The organism is Polynucleobacter sp. MWH-CaK5 (genome assembly GCF_018687615.1).
Lineage (GTDB): Bacteria > Pseudomonadota > Gammaproteobacteria > Burkholderiales > Burkholderiaceae > Polynucleobacter.
In genome coordinates this window covers 77,009-94,950 of sequence record NZ_CP061299.1, presented here as the reverse complement: position 1 = coordinate 94,950, position 17,942 = coordinate 77,009, and the positions used below count along the sequence as shown (strand labels likewise).

Sequence of the window (17,942 nt, the reverse complement as noted above, 5' to 3'; positions counted from 1 at the left end):
CCTTTATCTCTTGATTCATTACTTAAACAGAAGCGGTTTGTTTGTTGCCTTGAGATTTCTCCCAAAGTTCACCCAAAGCTCGCTTATATTCAGTCGGGAATACTTTTAAGAAACGCGCACGTGACTTGTCCCAATCAGCCAAAATTGCTTTTGCACGTTCTGAACCTGTGTGTTTGAAATGGCGCTCAATCAAATTCTTCAAAATGACTTCGTCTGTTAAACGCTCGCCACCTTCCTTCACATTCACTGGAGCGTGCCATTCTGGCTTAGGCATCTTGGCTTCTTGCTCTGCTGAACTTAGAACTGGCTCAAGTGTTGCCATGCTGGTGTTGCAGCGTTTAGCAAACAAACCATCTTCATCGTAAACATAAGCAATACCGCCGCTCATACCTGCAGCAAAGTTACGGCCTGTTAAACCCAGAGCCACAACCGTACCGCCGGTCATGTATTCACAACCGTGATCGCCTGTACCTTCAACCACTGCAATTGCGCCTGAGTTACGAACTGCAAAACGCTCACCAGCAACACCGTTGAAGAAAGCTTCACCACCAATTGCTCCGTAAAGCACTGTGTTACCAACAATGATGTTTTGCGATGTGTCGCCACGGAACTCATGTGGTGCACGAACAATCACTCGACCACCTGACAAACCTTTGCCCACGTAGTCATTACCGTCACCGACCAAATCCATCGTCACGCCATGCGCCAAGAAGGCAGCAAAACTTTGACCAGCCGTGCCGTTCAATTGAATATGAATCGTGTCTTCAGGCAAACCTTCGTGACCATAACGTTTGGCCACTTCACCAGACAACATCGCACCAGCTGTGCGGTTCACGTTCTTGATTGGTTGAATGAATGAAACTCGCTCACCTTTTTCTAAAGCAGCTTTTGATTTTTCAATCAAAGCATGATCCAAGGCTGTGCTTAAACCATGGTCTTGAGTTTCAACTTGGAACTTAGGCACGCTTGCTGGAACATTTGGAGCTTGGAAGATCTTTGAGAAATCTAAACCACGAGCTTTCCAGTGCTCAATGCTCTTCTTCGTATCCAAGAGCTCTGTATGACCGATTAAATCGTCAAATTTGCGGATGCCTAATTGCGCCATGATTTCGCGAGCTTCTTCAGCGATGAAGAAGAAGAAATTCACAACGTGTTCTGGCTTGCCTGAAAACTTCTTACGCAATTCAGGATCTTGTGTTGCAACGCCCACTGGACAAGTATTCAAATGACACTTGCGCATCATGATGCAACCTTCAACCACTAATGGTGCAGTAGCAAAACCAAATTCATCAGCGCCCAATAGAGCACCAATCACCACGTCACGACCAGTCTTCATTTGTCCGTCTGCTTGAACACGAATACGGCTGCGCAAACCATTCAATACCAATGTTTGCTGTGTTTCAGCAAGACCCAATTCCCATGGGCTACCAGCATGCTTGATCGATGACAACGGTGATGCGCCTGTACCACCATCGTGGCCAGCGATCACAACGTGATCTGCTTTTGCCTTGGCAACACCAGCAGCAACAGTACCAACACCCACCTCAGAAACCAACTTCACTGAGATATCGGCTTTGCTGTTAACGTTTTTCAAATCATGGATCAATTGAGCCAAATCTTCAATTGAGTAAATGTCATGGTGCGGAGGAGGAGAAATCAAACCAACGCCCGGTACTGAATAACGCAATTTACCGATGTAATCTGACACCTTGCTACCAGGAAGCTGACCACCTTCACCAGGCTTAGCACCCTGAGCCATCTTGATCTGAATTTGATCAGCAGAAGTTAAATACTCAGCAGTCACACCAAAACGACCTGAAGCAACTTGCTTGATCTTAGAACGCAATGAATCGCCTTCACTCAATGGGATGTTTGCTTCGATCACATCATCACCAAGGATGCTGGCCAAAGTTTCACCATTCTTGATGGCAATACCTTTGAGTTCATTGCGATAACGCTTGTTATCTTCACCGCCTTCACCAGTATTTGATTTACCACCGATGCGGTTCATCGCGATTGCTAAAGTTGCGTGAGCTTCTGTAGAAATAGAACCTAAAGACATCGCACCTGTTGCGAAACGCTTCACGATTTCTTTTGCTGACTCAACTTCATCTAATGGAATTGCTTTATTAGGATCAATCTTAAACTCAAACAAACCACGCAAAGTCATATGACGCTTGGTTTGATCATTGATGATGTTGGCGTACTCTTTATACGTTTGGTAGCCACCTTTTTCCGGGCCCTGACGTGTTGAGTGTTGCAACTTAGCAATTGAGTCTGGTGTCCACATGTGATCTTCACCACGAACACGGAAAGCGTACTCACCACCAGCATCCAACATATTGGTCAATGTTGGATCATTACCAAATGCCAAGCTGTGCATCTTCAATGCTTCTTCAGCCACTTCGAAAATACCAATACCACCAACATTCGATGCAGTACCTTTGAAGTATTTATCGATCAACTCTTTGTTCAAACCGATGGCTTCAAAAATCTGTGCGCCGGTGTAAGACATGTATGTTGAGATACCCATCTTAGACATCACTTTTTGCAAGCCCTTACCAACAGCTTTGGTGAAGTTCTTAACAACTTTCTCAGCAGATAGATCACCCTTCAAACCTTTGGCCATATCAACCAAAGTTTCCATTGCCAAGTACGGATGAACTGCTTCAGCTCCGTAACCTGCTAACAATGCAAAGTGATGTGTCTCGCGCGCACTGCCTGTTTCAACAACCAAACCAGTGCTTGTACGCAAGCCTTTATCAACCAAATGTTGATGAATGGCTGATGTTGCCAATAGCGCCGGGATAGCGACGTGATCAGCAGCCACTTGACGATCGCTGATGATCAAAATGTTGTAACCAGAATGAACTGCATCTACTGCTTCAGCACAGAGTGATGCAAGGCGTGCCTCTACACCGTCTTTGCCCCATGCTGATGGATAGCAAATGTCTAACTCGTATGAGCGGAACTTACCGCCTGTGTAGTGTTCAATGTGACGAACTTTAGCGATGTCATCAAAATCCAAAATTGGTTGTGACACTTCCAAGCGCATCGGTGGATTGATGTTATTGGTATCCAACAAGTTTGGCTTTGGTCCTACGAATGAAACCAAAGACATCACCATGTTTTCACGAATAGGATCGATTGGTGGGTTTGTTACCTGAGCAAACAACTGCTTAAAGTAGTTGTACAAAGGTTTGTTCTTATTTGATAGAACTGCCAATGGGCTGTCATTACCCATTGAACCAATCGCTTCTTCACCGTTTGAAGCCATCGGCGCCATCAAGAACTTCAAATCTTCTTGTGTGTAACCAAATGCTTGTTGACGATCTAGCAAGCTGGCTGCAGGACGAATATTCTGTGCATCCTCTTTAACATCTTCCGATGTCACGTCGATTTCATCAAGCTTGATACGAACTGCTTCAATCCAGCTCTTGTATGGCTTGGCTTTTGCTAAAGCATCTTTTAACTCAACGTCATCAATGATGCGACCTTGCTCCATGTCAATCAAGAACATCTTGCCTGGTTGCAAACGCCACTTCTTAACAATTTTGTTTTCTGGGAAGGTCAATACACCTGCCTCTGAAGCCATGATGACCAAGTCATCATCAGTCACGTAATAACGTGCTGGACGTAGACCATTACGGTCTAAAGTTGCACCAATCTGACGACCATCTGTGAAGGCGATCGCTGCAGGACCATCCCATGGCTCCATCATCGCTGCGTGGTATTCATAGAAAGCACGACGATTCTCGTCCATCAATGTGTGTTGTTCCCATGCTTCAGGAATCATCATCATCATGGCGTGTGACATTGGGTATCCAGCCATCACCAATAACTCTAAACAGTTATCAAAACTGGCTGTGTCTGATTGACCTGGATAAATCAAAGGCCATAATTTTTGTAAGTCATCGCCAAGCACTGGTGAACTGATGGCGCCTGTTCTTGCGTTGATCCAGTTAACGTTACCCTTAACTGTGTTGATTTCTCCGTTATGAGCAATCATGCGGTATGGGTGAGCCAACTCCCATGCTGGGAATGTATTGGTTGAGAAGCGCTGATGCACCAAGGCCAACGCTGACACTACTCTTGAATCTTTTAAATCTTCGTAATAAGCACCTACTTGGTTTGCCAAAAGAAGGCCTTTGTAAACCACTGTTCTGGCTGACATAGAAGTCACAAAGTACTCTTTGCCATGCTGTAGTTGTAATGCTTGAATTGCGTGACTGCCTGTCTTTCTGATCACATACAACTTACGCTCTAGAGCATCAGTTGTCATGATGTCGCGACCGCGGCCAATGAAAATTTGGCGGATCACTGGCTCTGTTTTTCTAACAGTTGGTGACATTGGCATCGTTGCATCAACTGGTACATCTCTCCAACCTAGGACCACTTGACCTTCAATGCGAACTGTTCTTTCTAATTCTTGCTCACAAGCTAAACGTGAAGCACTTTCTTTTGGCATGAACACCATACCAACGCCGTACTCACCTGCTGGCGGTAAATTCACGCCTTGCTTGGCCATTTCTTCTCTGTAGAACTGATCTGGAATTTGAATCAAGATACCAGCACCGTCACCCATCAACGGATCTGCACCTACCGCACCACGGTGATCAATGTTCTCAAGAATCTTTAAACCTTGAGAAACGATGTCATGGCTCTTGTGGCCTTTGATGTGAGCAACGAAGCCAACGCCGCATGCGTCGTGTTCATTGACTGGGTCATAAAGACCTTGCGCTTCAGGGCGCAATGAAGGAGTAGTAGTCACAGATAATTCCTTGATAAATAACAATGGGCGTCTTTTTAAAAGACTTTGTCCCCGGCGAAACAGGGTTTTTGACAACTATAGGGGATTACCCGTGGGCAAGCAATAAAAATAATTGGTGTCTGTCACTAATTATTTAACGGCCAAATATTTGAATCAATAAATTGGGGACATAGTCATTTGAAATGAAGAGATTTATGCACCAAATTATGGCAAAACTTGTTTCTTTTCAGGCTTTTTAAGACTTTTTAGGTCTGCCAGCAAGTCGAGGCTGAAGCGGCCTGGATGTTTTGAGAGCTAATTGCTTTAGAAAGTCTTCGCTTGCCATTGGCCAGCCATAGCTTAAGTGTTTACTTACTTTTTCAACTTCACCAGGACTTAATGGCTCCAATACTGATCTTTGCCAAGCCATTTGCCGCTCAAAAGGGGTGTTGGCGATCGCCCAATAGGATGGATGGTCCGCAATCCAAGGGATTGTTTCAGCGCCTGCATGATGTCGATAACTGGACCAAGGCCATTCTTCAGGTTTTTGAACCAAGCCAGTTCTCACTGGATTTTGTTCGATGTATTTTTGAACCAATAAAAAGTAAGCATCAGGGTCAATCAAGCAGGATTTGAATCTGCCTTCCCACACAGTGCCACTTGAAGCATGTGTTTGATTAAACAATTGTGCGTAGCGACGCCCAATCGATTGCATCACTTTAGAGGCACTTAAGACGGTTTTTGGTGTCGCCAAAATATGCACATGATTGGGCATCAATCCAAAAGCATGAATGGCGAGCTCATATTCTCGTGCAGCATCTTTGAGCCACTCAAGATAAGATTTTTTATCTTCATCAGAAATAAAAATATCTTTGGAGTTGTGCCCCCTGACCATGATGTGAAGCGGATAACCAGGAAGAACTACTCTTTGAAGTCTGGCCATTTAAGCAGTCAACTTATGAAATTCTTTATTGGCAAAACGATCTGTCATGCCAGCAATGTAATGCGATATGCGTCGTTGCAACTCATCTTCAGATCTGAATCCATCAGGTAAGTCTTGCGGGGATTCTTGGTAGTGTGCAAATAACACTTTAACCATGTTGGCCGCTTCACTTGTGACAGATTGAACTCGTGGATGACGATACAAGTTTTTAAAAAGGAACTTTTTCATCGCACTGGCTTGTTCACGCATGCTTGCGGAAAAGCCAACTATCGGTGAACCATGACGCACATCGTCAATGGTGCTTGGCGAGAACTCCTCAAGTCGGCGTTGTGTTTCTTTGACCAAATCATCAACGAGCACATGAATGATGTGTCGAATCACTTCATAGACCAAGCGGCGCCCGCTCAAATCAGGGAATGAATGTTTCACCCGATCATACTGCTCTTGCCACAAGGCAACTTCAGACAGTTGCTGAATATTTAATAAACCCGAGCGAATACCATCGTCGATATCGTGATTGTTATAAGCGATTTCATCAGCAAAATTAGCCAACTGCGCTTCTAAACTCGGTTGATGTCCTTTTAAAAATCTCTGTCCCAAAGGGCCTAATTTTTCAGCATTTTTTCTGGAGCAATGTTTCAGAATGCCTTCACGAGTTTCAAAAGAAAGATTTAAGCCATCCCACCTTGCGTAGCGCTCTTCTAAAAAATCAACGACCCATAAACTTTGTAAATTGTGTTCAAAGCCGCCATATTCTTTCATGCACTCGTTGAGCGCATCTTGTCCCGCATGACCAAAAGGCGTGTGACCTAAATCATGAGCCAAAGAAATAGCTTCTACCAAGTCTTCGTTGAGATTTAAGCGCCTGGCCACCGAACGACCAATCTGCGCAACTTCCAAACTATGGGTCAAGCGATTTCTGAAGTGATCGCCTTCATGATTTAAAAAAACTTGAGTTTTGTATTCAAGCCGGCGAAAGGCGGTTGAATGAATGATTCTGTCTCGGTCTCGTTGAAATGCATTTCGGCCAGATTGGGTTGGCTCCTCTGGCTCAGGATGCAAGCGTCCTAAAGATAATGCCGGGTTTGCTGCATAACTAGCTAAGCTCATCACAACTCACTCAAGCAAGCTCATCAAGCTACCCCGTTGGCGATCAGCGTTTGAATCACAAGATCATCATCCACTTTTTGGATTTTTGCCTGCCCCAAACCATTGAGCAAAATGTAACGAACCTCGCCACCTTCTGCTTTTTTATCAACACTCATTAATTCCATGAAACGATCAACCCCTAATTTAGGAGGTTGAGTCGGCAAACGAAGCGCTTCGATGATCTTCTTTAAGCGTGATGCTTCGGCTTCAGATAGCAAACCTACTCGAACTGATAAATCAGCAGCCATGACCATGCCACAACCAACGGCTTGACCATGCAACCAAGCACCGTAACCCATGCCCGCTTCAATCGCATGACCAAAGGTGTGACCAAAATTCAAGATCGCACGAATACCACCTTCTTTTTCATCTTGAGCCACCACTTCAGATTTGATTTCACATGAACGGCGCACAGCGTATTCCATGGCAGCCGGATCACAGTTATTCAGTGCGTCTTGATTTTTCTCAATCCAAGATAAAAATTCATGATCAGCAATGGCGCCATGCTTGATCACTTCAGCCAAACCCGCTGCCAATTCTTCAGGCGGCAAGGTCTTTAAAGTATCTAGATCAGCGATCACAGCTTGCGGCTGATGAAAAGCACCCACCATGTTTTTACCCAAAGGATGGTTGATGCCTGTCTTACCACCCACTGATGAATCTACTTGAGATAACAAGGTGGTTGGAACTTGAATGAATTTGATGCCACGCATATAGCATGCAGCAGCAAAGCCTGTCATATCACCAATCACACCACCACCCAATGCAAGCAGCGTGGTTTTTCGATCAGCAGAATTCTCTAACAAGCCATCAAAAATCTTTTGCAACACTTCCCATGTTTTAAATACTTCACCATCAGGCAAAACAATCAGCTTCACTTTTTGACCAATGCCCTCTAGGGTTTTAACCACCTTATCGGCATACAAAGGAGCAACCGTTTCATTGGTGACCACCGCTGTGAAAGTACCCTTGATGTGTTTTTTATATAAGTCTGCTTGATCAAGTAAGCCAGGTCCAATATGAATCGGATAACTGCGCTGACCTAAATCTAATTGAAGAGTATTCATGTTGATAATTCGAATTGCATCATTAGTGTGTTCACCAACTGAGTGACGCTGGGCTTGCCAGTATCAATCACATGATGGGCGGTTTCTCTGTATAAGGGATCACGAATCGCGAAAAGCTTTTCAAGGGTACCTCTAGGGTCATCATTATTGAGCAATGGTCTGCCCTTGTCATTGCGAGTTCTTAACCAAAGCTCATGAGGTGTTGCGCGCAAATACACAACCACACCCCTTTCATGAAGATGTTGACGATTTTCAGGCAATAAAACAGCACCACCACCCGTAGCCAAAACCAAATTCTTTTCTTGGGTTAATTCATCAATGACCTGAGCCTCACGCTTGCGAAATCCCTCTTCACCCTCCATTTCAAAAATGGTTGGGATGCGAACGCCACAACGCGCTTCAATCTCATGATCCGAATCCACAAATCGTCTTCCTAATTTTTTAGCCAAGAGACGGCCAACGGTGGTTTTACCGGCGCCCATCACCCCAACTAAAAAGATATTTTCTGGAAAACTGTTCATACATGAGATTCTACTGAGGCTTTTGACCAGAAACCAAGGTTGGTGTTAAAAAAATTAATAATTCTGTTTTGTCCTTGAACTTCGACTCCTGCCTGAAAAGAAAGCCAATCAATGGAATTGAGCCCAAGAATGGGACCTTGGCATCATCTTTTCTTTCTGTTTCTTGAAAAATACCTCCCAAAATCACCGTTCCACCGCTTTCAACCAAAACCTGTGTTTTGACATGCTTGGTATCAATGGCAAACCCTTGCTCGGTTTTTAATCCGACACTGTCTTTATTGATGTCCACATCTAAAACAATCATCTGATTTTTCTGAATCCGCGGTTTAACCTCCAAACGAAGATTGGCTTTCCTGAACTGAACTTTTGTGGCGCCCTGACCTGCTGATGACTGATAAGGCAACTCGGTGCCTTGTTCAATCAGGGCCTGAGTATTCTCAGCGGCCAACACTCTTGGATTCGACACAATATTCCCTAAGCCATTCGACTCTAGGGCTGAAAGTTCCATATTCAAAGCTTGGGTTGCCTGCTTGCCCAATAGGGTGATAGCCGCAGTTCCAGGTTCAAACCCATTCAGACCAGAAGCGCCGAGATGATGAGCCGTTTTTAAATTAGGCTGTTGTTGATAAGCCAACTTTGCCCCCAAGTTTTGCGCAAACCTTCTCTCGGCCTCAACAATCCTTGCCTCAATCATGATTTGACGCAGCTCTCCCATCTGCCCCATTTGATGCTGCTGCTCACGGTCTTTTTGTCTTTGATGAAACAAGGCGAGCTCTTCATAGGGTGCCACCCATAAAACATCTTTATCAAAACGCGAGCCAAGAGATTTGCTGGCCAAAACTGAATCAAAGGTTGTTTGCCATGATGCATTTCTCATATTGATACTGGTTTTGCCAGAAACCTTATCGCTCATCATCAAATTCAAACCTCGCATATCTGCCAACATTTGCAAGAGTTGTCGAAGATCTATGGATGAAAATTTAAGGGTGATCGTTTTCTCGCCAAACCCATCTTGGGCGCACGCATTCGATGATCGAATCATCAACATCATCAGAGACAACTTGAGCCATAACCTTCTTTTATTCATCGTCATTACTCCAAAAGAATGGTCACTTGCTGACCCTTGATTGATTCCAAAACCATTTGGGACTGATCAAAAGATTTAATCAACCAACGACCATTGATCATTTGCCCCTTGCCATAAAAGCTTGTGACGTCATCAATCTCCATCAGGGCTTTGAATGAGTGACCCGCATGCATCAAGCCCAAATATCTGATGTTCAAGTCAGCGCTCATTAAGTCCGGCTCTGGCTCAGGCTGAGTATCTTGAGGAGACAATTCATGGCGCTTGGCTTTCTGTGGATGACTCCCAAGTTCCTTGACCAGACTTTCCAATCTCGAAAATTTGCTGCGCTCGTCATCCATGCGCTGATGAAAATCATGCAATTGGCTCATCATAAAAATTAGCAACCCAAGGATCCCAATAAGATTGATAAAGCTGAGTATTAATAAGCCATGTTTTGAGCAAAAAATTTGGATTTTCTCGCCGGTCAATTTTTTAATGAGCTCTTGATGAAAAACTGGTGTTTTTATCCCTTGCTCAGAAAAAGCTTGGTCATAAGAGTCTGAAGTGAAGTTGCGTTTGATCATCAAAGGATTATCTAGACTGGCTTCATCTTCATAAATCAGCAAAATGCTGATTTCTTGTCAGAAAATTCTGAAATTTTTGTCAGGGTTTCCCTGATTTTTTTTCATACCCCTCTTTTCAAGCTATCTCTATAATCAAGTCATGAGTGAATCTCGCAAGCCAGTCAGACCACCCTCACGCTTAGGCGGGGGTGCACAATCTAGAAAACCACGACGCAATTGGCAACAGTATTTAATTCGTTGGGGGATTTTCTTGGGAAGCGCCGGCCTTATCTTATTAGGCCTGGTGATTGTTTATGCGCTGGTTGTTGCAAAACCCAATCTACCCGACCTAGACACCATCACAGATTACAACCCCAAAGTTCCTCTGCGCATTTACACCGCCGACAATGCATTGATTGGCGAGTTTGGCGAGGAACGCAGAAACATCATTGCGATTGAAGAAATTCCAAGTTATCTTAAAAATGCTGTTGTTGCGATTGAAGATGAGCGTTTTTATGAGCACGGTGGCGTTGATTACTGGGGCGTACTAAGAGCCACGCTCGCAAACTTAAGGGGTCGACTTGCGCAAGGTGCATCAACGATCACCATGCAAGTGGCCAGAAACTTTTTCTTAACGAATGAAAAATCATTCGCCAGAAAAATTTATGAAGTCTTATTAGCTTGGAAAATTGAATCCAACCTATCTAAAGAACAAATTCTTGAGTTGTACATGAACCAAATTTATTTGGGACAGAGGGCTTACGGATTTGGCAGTGCTGCTCAAATTTACTTTGGTAAAGATATTCAACGAATTTCAATTGCTGAAGCAGCCATGCTGGCTGGCTTACCTAAAGCCCCATCAGCATACAACCCAGTGGTGAATTATCGTCGCGCAAAAATTCGTCAAGAATATATTTTGCAAAGAATGCGTGACTTAAAAATGATCACCCCAAGCCAGTATCAATCTGCCATGAGTGAAACACTTCATATTCGCGGAATTGGTCGAGAGTTCACAACCAAAGCTGACTTCGCAACTGAAATGGTTCGCCAGTTATTGATCAGTGAATATGGTGATGGCATTTATACCCAAGGCATGACTGTTATCACCACCATCAGAAAAGCAGAACAAGATGCTGCCTATTCAGCGGTTCGAAAAGGCATCATGGATTATGAGCTACGTCATAAATACCGAGGGCCTGAGGGATATATCAAACTTCCTGAAGATTCAACTGCCAGACAAAGAGCCATTGACGACATCTTGAGTGATCATCCAAGCAGTGATGATTTGTTAGCTGGCGTGGTGATAGCGGCCAATCCAAAAGAAATTCAAGCGGTGATTGCCACTGGTGACACTGTCACAATCAAAGGTGACGACCTCAAGCTTGGCACAGTCGCTTTGTCAGACAAAGCTCAACCAAAACAACAAATCAAACCTGGCGCCATTATTCGAGTATTACCATCAGATGGTCGCTGGATTCTGGCGCAAATGCCTCAAGTTGAAGCTGCCTTTGTCGCCTTAGATGCAAACAATGGTGGTATTCGAGCTTTAGTAGGTGGCTTTGATTTCAATAGAAATAAATACAATCGTGTTTCTCAAGCGCAACGCCAGCCTGGCTCTTCATTCAAACCGTTCATCTATGCTGCCGCACTTGAAAAGGGCATCATGCCAAATACGCTGGTGAATGATGCGCCACTTTCAATCAGCGCACTTGAAACAGGCAGTCAGATGTGGAGCCCTAAAAACTACGACGGTAAGTTTGAAGGTCAAATGAAACTTCGTGCCGCTTTGGCAAAATCTAAAAACTTGGTATCGGTCAGAGTCATTAGAAAGATTGGTCCTCGTTACGCTCAAGACTTTATTCAACGCTTTGGCTTTGAAGCAGAAAAACATCCGCCCTACTTAACCATGGCTTTAGGTGCTGGCGCAGTAACGCCACTTGAACTTGCCACTGGTTACGGCGTATTCGCCAATGGCGGTTACCGTGTTGAGCCTTACTTGATCAGTAAAGTGATTGATGCAAAAGGCAACGTTCTATTTGAAGCAAGCCCTCAAAAAGCAGGCGATGCAAATTTACGGGCATTGGATGCGCGCACTGCTTTTGTGATGGATAGTTTGTTACAAGAAGTCACCAAATCTGGAACAGCTGCCTCAGCCAGACCTGCTTTAGGTAGATCTGACATTGCGGGTAAAACAGGTACAACCAATGAATCCATGGATGCATGGTTTGCAGGCTATCAATCAGATGTGGTGGCAGTCGCATGGATGGGCTTTGATAAGCCCAAGAGCTTAGGTGATCGCGAGACTGGTGGCGGCCTAGCATTACCTATGTGGATCAGGTACATGAAGACTGCACTGAACGGTGTTCCAGAATCACCACGACCAGTGCCTGCAGGCGTTGCTCAGCAAGATGGCGACTGGACCATTCCTGCATTTGTTCCATTCTTTGGCAAAACAACTACCTTAGATTAAGCGCCGCTTTAAATTAATTGCAGCTTTAAATAAATTTCACTTCTAAGGTGGTTTTCGCTTGTTGACTAGCGAGACGGCTTAATTCGCTAAATAGTTCAGCACCCGTTTTTGTATCCAACCACAGAGGCTCTTGAAGAGTACCAGCCCACTTATAGTGAAACCCGCCCTCTTTCGCAGCAACCCAAATCTCTTGAAGCGGTGACTGCGTGTTCACAACAATCACACTCTTGTCTTCAAATTGAATATTCACGACATTGCCACCCTGTCTTGAGATATCAAGGTCTAAATCCGTTTCCTGAAAAGCCTCCTCCAAAGAAATCTCAATGGCTTTCAAGGTTTTTTCAGCAATTGCGTAAAAACCAGCGTCTGATAATGTTTCTATGTCTTTGTTCATCATTTTTATATTTGCCATGCTATAGTCAGAGATCATTTATATACTTATACATATGCGTTTTATTGTATCTAGGACTTGGCTTCTTTGTGTAGCAATATCCCTCTTCGGATGTGGGATACGTGGACCTCTCACGCTACCAACTATACCTCCAGCCCCGACTCAACCTGAAAAAGCAGAACCCACCGGTAAACAGTGGCCTCCTGCGAAAGATTCCAAATGAATTCTGTTCCAAGCCTGAATGGCTTCTCAATCGTCCAGCAAGAATGGTTTGCTGAAAATGTGCCCCTCTCTCAAATTGCCAAAGAATTTGGTACGCCAACGTACGTTTACAGCAGAAAAGCTCTGACAGATGCTTTTAATGCCTACGAAAAGGCCTGTTTTAAGCCAAACGGTGAGCGCCGGGCACAAGTTCACTATGCCATGAAAGCCAATAGCAATTTAGCCATCTTGAATGTTTTTGCTCGCCTAGGCGCTGGCTTTGACATTGTGAGCGCTGGTGAGTTGGCACGAGTTTTAGCAGCTGGCGGCGAAGCGAAAAAAATTGTTTTTTCTGGGGTTGGCAAAAGTCGCACAGAAATGACTGCCGCCCTCAAAGCAGGGGTTAAATGTTTTAACCTTGAATCAATTCCTGAACTTTCAAGATTAAATGAAGTCGCTGCAAGCTTAGGAGTTGTTGCGCCAATCTCATTAAGGGTCAATCCAGATGTCGACCCTAAAACACACCCTTACATTTCAACGGGCCTGAAGGGCAATAAATTTGGTATCGCCTATGATGAGGTGATCAACACCTATCGTGAAGCTGCATCGATGAGCAATTGCAAGATTGTTGGCATTGATTGTCATATTGGTTCACAAATCACAGAAATCAGCCCTTACTTAGATGCCTTGGACCGCGTACTGGAGTTAATTAAATCTCTTGGCGACAACGGTATCAACATTCATCACTTGGATATCGGCGGTGGCTTGGGCATCAACTACGCAAACGACACGCCACCAGCGATCACTGACTTTGCCAACACTTTGCTCAACCACATTGAAGCAAAAGGTTACGGACACCTTGAGGTGCTCTTTGAACCAGGTAGATCTTTAGTTGGCAATGCAGGTCTTTTATTGACGACTGTTGAATACATCAAGCCTGGTGAAACCAAGAATTTTTGTATTGTTGATGCAGCCATGAACGATTTAATGCGTCCAGCCATGTATGAGGCCTATCACTCAATTGTTCCAGTGAAGCAATCAACTGCACCGAACATGACTTGTGATGTCGTCGGGCCTATTTGTGAATCAGGTGATTGGCTTGGAAGAGATCGCGAACTCAATGTTCAAGCTGGTGATCAATTAGCTATTTTGTCAGCGGGCGCTTATGGCTTCACCATGAGCTCAAACTACAACACCCGAGGCAGAGCAGCAGAAGTGATGGTTGATGGTTCAACGATTCATTTGATCCGAGAGCGAGAGTCGATTGAAAGTCTCTTTGCTAACGAAAGACTGTTGCCCGCCTAAACAACTGAAGCAACTAAAGCAACTAAAAAAATGCCCTGAAGCTTTTAAAGATTTCAGGGCATTCATACTCAAGCGCTAGGCTTTAATAACTCTTAATTAAAGCGCTCCGTAACTGTGCAAGCCTGACAAGAACATGTTCACACCGATGAAAGCAAAGGTCGTGACAAAAAGACCTACTACTGCCCACCAAGCTGCAACCACGCCTCTTAGGCCCTTCATCAAGCGCATGTGTAACCAAGCAGCGTAGTTAAGCCAAACAATCAGCGCCCAGGTTTCTTTCGGATCCCAGCTCCAGTAGCCACCCCAGGCCTCTGCCGCCCATAAGGCGCCAAGAATCGTTGCGATTGTGAAGAATGCGAAACCAACTGCAATGGCTTTGTACATCACATCATCAAGTAACTCTAAGCTTGGCAAACGATCTGCCATGATATTTTTTGCCTTGAGCAAATAGGCAATGCCTAACATAGCTGCAATAGCAAATGTGCCATAACCAATAAAGTTTGCTGGCACGTGTATTTTCATCCACCAGCTTTGCAAGGCTGGTACCAATGGTTGAATTTGATGCGCATCACGCGTGACGCTGTACCAAAGAATAAAACCCACGGCTGCTGCAATGATCCATAAAACAAAAGAACCAAGCACCAAAGATTTGTACTTGGCTTCGTAATACAAGTGGAACAGTGCTGTTACCAAGCAGAAGAGAATGAATACTTCATATAAATTTGAAATAGGAATGTGGCCAATGTCGGCGCCCATCAAATAAGACTCATACCAACGCACCAACATGCCAGTTAAGCCAATGTAAACCGCTGCCCAACAGAATTTAGATCCAGTTGAGCCCATATTTTGTGAACGGAAAAATAAGTTCAAGGTGTAGAAAAGTGTGCTGAAACAGAAAAACACGCTCATCCACAAAATGGCAGACTGGCTAGAAAGCATGTACTTCAAAAAGAATGCTTGCTCAGCCCTTGCAAGAACTCCACCCTCTGGCGTTTGGTAGAAATAGATGGCTATGAAAGTCAGAATTGTTGAACTGATCATCAAAGTTCTGAGCGGCTTCCAAGCCCAACCCAAAATAGCTAATGCAGGAACTGAACAAAACAAAATCGTTTGTTCATAGCTATCCATGAAGTTATGGAAACGACTTTCGGCAAAAAATGCACCAACCAATAAAGCCAAAGCAAACAGATAATCCATTACGCCCAAGCTTTTAAAAATATTCACAAAACCTTGCTTTAGGTTTTGAAGCAAGCCACCTTGAACCGTACTAACGTATTTAGTTTCCATTATTGAAAATCTTTCTGATATTTTTCAAACTCTTTTTCAAAATCCAATGTTTTTCTGGATGTCGACATAGCAAATAGTTGTTTGCCATTAGATAGACTTCTGACCCAGATTCTTCTCTCTGGCAAATAGAACATGGCAAAAATACCCAGGGTCAATAGTAAACAACCTAGATAAACCATGTTCTTGCCAGGGGATCTGGTGACCTGAAAGACACTTGCTTTGACCTCTTCAAATGATTCCAACTGGAAGACCAAAGGGGCAGGATAAAAATTAGCGTCTGACAAGGCAGAGGTTGCAGCCTGAATGAAGCGCTGACTCTCCATGTCATTTTTAGAAGGTGGTAATTTCAACTGACCTCTGGCTTCTTGCCACAACTCCCAAATAACCCCATTCAATACTTTTAAAACCACTTCAGCTGCCTTTTGTTGATCTGCTTCTGGAACAGCTTTGTCGATAAATGAACCTAAGGCAGCAAAACCACCCGGTTTGATACCAGCTTCTTTTGCTTGCTGAATAGCGAATGCTGTTGAGCCGGAAAATAACTCAATTGATCTGCTAGCACTCTCTCTTAACTGGTTCAACATTTGTGGCGCACCAGCAAAACCCTGTTGCTGACCGATGGTTCCAATGAAGCGCTGCACAGCACGTTGACGAGCGCCTGAATCTTGCAAAAGAGTTCTCAAAATCAACCACTCATTCATGCTCAAGTTCGCATCAGCAGGTATGCGCAAATATTTAAACTCTTCCGCAGAACTTTGTCTCACACCCAACATGAACATCGGCATTTCGTCGATGAACAGTGGCTGCATGTAATTGCTATATTCAAGCGCTTGGCCGGCAGCATCTCTTAACTTATATTGAACTGATGGCCCCACATTTTTTAAATCAACTGGCTTGCTTGTTTTTGCACCAGAGCCCAATCGATCGCCGAGCAATTTCTTAAGGCCGGCATCGGATTGCTGCAAAGCAACGCCTCTGGCATCAGACTGACCGGATGCATTAGAAATATTTTCAACGTTGGTTGGTCTAAAGCCGCTGAATTCGAGGGTATAACTTGTACCATCGCTGGACTTTAGCTTGGTACTTTGACCAACGTTGCCATCAACAATAAAACTTGTTTGAACAGAGTTAGCAGCTCCCTGCATTGGGTAAGCGCGCAACTTTAATTTAGAGCCGCCATCCTCAAAACTTGATTGATAAATGGCAACGCCTCGGTGAATCATTGGTTCATTCACTTTGATTTTTGCTTCTGTTTCTTTACCAGTATCCAAATCTTTGATGAGTACTTCACTCATGAATAACTTTGGCATTCCGGTGCTGTAATACTCCACGTGGAATTTTTTCAATGAAACTGAAAAAGGCAATTCTTGAATGATGCTGCCACTTGTTGAGCTCAGCAATGCTGTAGCGCTCGTGCCACCTTCTGGAACAAAAATATTTGCTCGATAACTTGGGTTTGCTTCGCTTAATTTATGTTCACTTGGAATATCTGAAATCAACATTCCCTGCGTGCTCTCTGGAAGAACACTTTTCCCACCGAACCAAATTTGCCCGCGTGTGAACAAATCACCGTCTAGCAAGCCACCCAAGCAAATCAAAACAATCGCACTGTGGGCGAAGATATAACCCCACTTACTGGCAGCACCTTTTTTTGCAAGCACCCTAGAACTGTCCTCAGAAACCAGCGTCTTAACTGAGTAACCTTCTTTTGCTAACTGATCAGCAATTTTTGCTGCGGCGGCTTGAGTAGAAAGATTGCCTGTAGAAAATTCAAAGTGATGGTGAAGCGCTCTTAATCCACCTTCTTGAACATGCTCTTTCCAAGCACGAACATCGGCCAACATTTTCGGTGCGTTGCGCAACACGCAGAAGGATACTGAGACAACCAAAAAGGCCAAAATCAGTAAGAACCACCAGGCTGTATAAACCGCAAACAATCCTAAGCCGTTGAAAATCTCTGCCCAGAATGGTCCGAATTGATTGACATAGTTTGCGTATGGCTCGCCTTGCTTAATCACCGTTCCAATGATGCTGGCAATAGAAATGATTGTTAGCAATGCAATGGCGAAACGCATTGAGGATAACAACTCAACGCTAGCTCGATTAAATCTTTTCAAACGACTATCAGATGTTGCAAGAACCGTGTTCGCCATAACCTTCTTTTAAAAAATAAAAAGCCCACAAACAATGTTCGTGGGCCCTTCTTATTGAGAGCTACTTAATTTATAA

Annotated in this window: 13 protein-coding genes; 3 read left to right on the top strand and 10 right to left on the bottom strand. The window is 44.1% G+C overall.

Going from position 1 to position 17,942, the window contains the following annotated elements; translation table 11 throughout:
* Positions 1 to 22: 22 nt before the first annotated feature.
* The 7 genes from GQ367_RS00510 to GQ367_RS00480 all read right to left on the bottom strand — a co-directional run bounded on the left by GQ367_RS00510 (position 23) and on the right by GQ367_RS00480 (position 10,122).
* On the bottom strand, positions 23 to 4,771 hold the full coding sequence (locus tag GQ367_RS00510; protein ID WP_371818538.1) for a glutamate synthase-related protein: 4,749 nt from the start codon (positions 4,769 to 4,771) through the stop codon (positions 23 to 25).
* Positions 4,772 to 5,006: 235 nt separating this feature from the next.
* On the bottom strand, positions 5,007 to 5,693 hold the full coding sequence (locus GQ367_RS00505) for a transposase (protein WP_215290606.1): 687 nt from the start codon (positions 5,691 to 5,693) through the stop codon (positions 5,007 to 5,009).
* Entirely contained in the window at positions 5,694 to 6,803 is a 1,110-nt protein-coding gene (locus tag GQ367_RS00500) for a deoxyguanosinetriphosphate triphosphohydrolase (RefSeq protein ID WP_215290605.1), read from the bottom strand. It lies immediately after the preceding gene.
* Positions 6,804 to 6,826: 23 nt separating this feature from the next.
* Entirely contained in the window at positions 6,827 to 7,909 is a 1,083-nt protein-coding gene (gene aroB / locus GQ367_RS00495) for a 3-dehydroquinate synthase (RefSeq protein WP_215290604.1), read from the bottom strand.
* Positions 7,906 to 8,430, bottom strand: a complete 525-nt coding sequence (locus GQ367_RS00490; protein WP_215290603.1) for a shikimate kinase — start codon at positions 8,428 to 8,430, stop codon at positions 7,906 to 7,908. Before GQ367_RS00490 ends, aroB begins: the two co-directional genes overlap by 4 nt.
* Before the next feature lie 10 nt (positions 8,431 to 8,440).
* Positions 8,441 to 9,523 carry a type II and III secretion system protein gene (locus GQ367_RS00485; RefSeq protein WP_251370169.1) on the bottom strand — a complete coding sequence of 361 codons (1,083 nt, stop codon included), beginning with the start codon at positions 9,521 to 9,523 and terminating at the stop codon, positions 8,441 to 8,443.
* Entirely contained in the window at positions 9,523 to 10,122 is a 600-nt protein-coding gene (locus GQ367_RS00480) for a hypothetical protein (protein ID WP_215290602.1), read from the bottom strand. Before GQ367_RS00480 ends, GQ367_RS00485 begins: the two co-directional genes overlap by 1 nt.
* Positions 10,123 to 10,219: 97 nt before the next feature.
* On the opposite strand from GQ367_RS00480, the gene GQ367_RS00475 reads away from it, so the two are divergent.
* Positions 10,220 to 12,529 (top strand): penicillin-binding protein 1A, encoded by a 2,310-nt coding sequence (locus tag GQ367_RS00475; protein WP_215290601.1) that lies wholly within the window; start codon positions 10,220 to 10,222, stop codon positions 12,527 to 12,529.
* A gap of 25 nt (positions 12,530 to 12,554) precedes the next feature.
* Here GQ367_RS00475 and cyaY read toward each other — a convergent pair whose 3' ends face one another.
* The gene (cyaY, locus tag GQ367_RS00470) at positions 12,555 to 12,941 is read right to left on the bottom strand and encodes an iron donor protein CyaY (RefSeq protein ID WP_251370168.1); all 387 of its coding nucleotides are present in this window, start codon (positions 12,939 to 12,941) and stop codon (positions 12,555 to 12,557) included.
* Positions 12,942 to 12,975: 34 nt separating this feature from the next.
* Between cyaY and GQ367_RS08655 the strand changes: the two genes are divergently transcribed.
* Both GQ367_RS08655 and lysA read left to right on the top strand, forming a co-directional pair.
* The gene (locus GQ367_RS08655; protein WP_371818537.1) at positions 12,976 to 13,143 is read left to right on the top strand and encodes a lipoprotein; all 168 of its coding nucleotides are present in this window, start codon (positions 12,976 to 12,978) and stop codon (positions 13,141 to 13,143) included.
* Positions 13,140 to 14,426 (top strand): diaminopimelate decarboxylase, encoded by a 1,287-nt coding sequence (gene lysA, locus GQ367_RS00465; protein ID WP_215290600.1) that lies wholly within the window; start codon positions 13,140 to 13,142, stop codon positions 14,424 to 14,426. Before GQ367_RS08655 ends, lysA begins: the two co-directional genes overlap by 4 nt.
* 96 nt (positions 14,427 to 14,522) lie before the next feature.
* Here lysA and ccsB read toward each other — a convergent pair whose 3' ends face one another.
* Positions 14,523 to 15,623, bottom strand: coding sequence for a c-type cytochrome biogenesis protein CcsB (gene ccsB, locus GQ367_RS00460; RefSeq protein WP_251370213.1), 1,101 nt, complete (start codon positions 15,621 to 15,623; stop codon positions 14,523 to 14,525).
* 89 nt (positions 15,624 to 15,712) lie between these two features.
* Positions 15,713 to 17,866, bottom strand: a complete 2,154-nt coding sequence (locus GQ367_RS00455; RefSeq protein WP_215290598.1) for a cytochrome c biogenesis protein ResB — start codon at positions 17,864 to 17,866, stop codon at positions 15,713 to 15,715.
* Positions 17,867 to 17,942 lie beyond the last annotated feature (76 nt).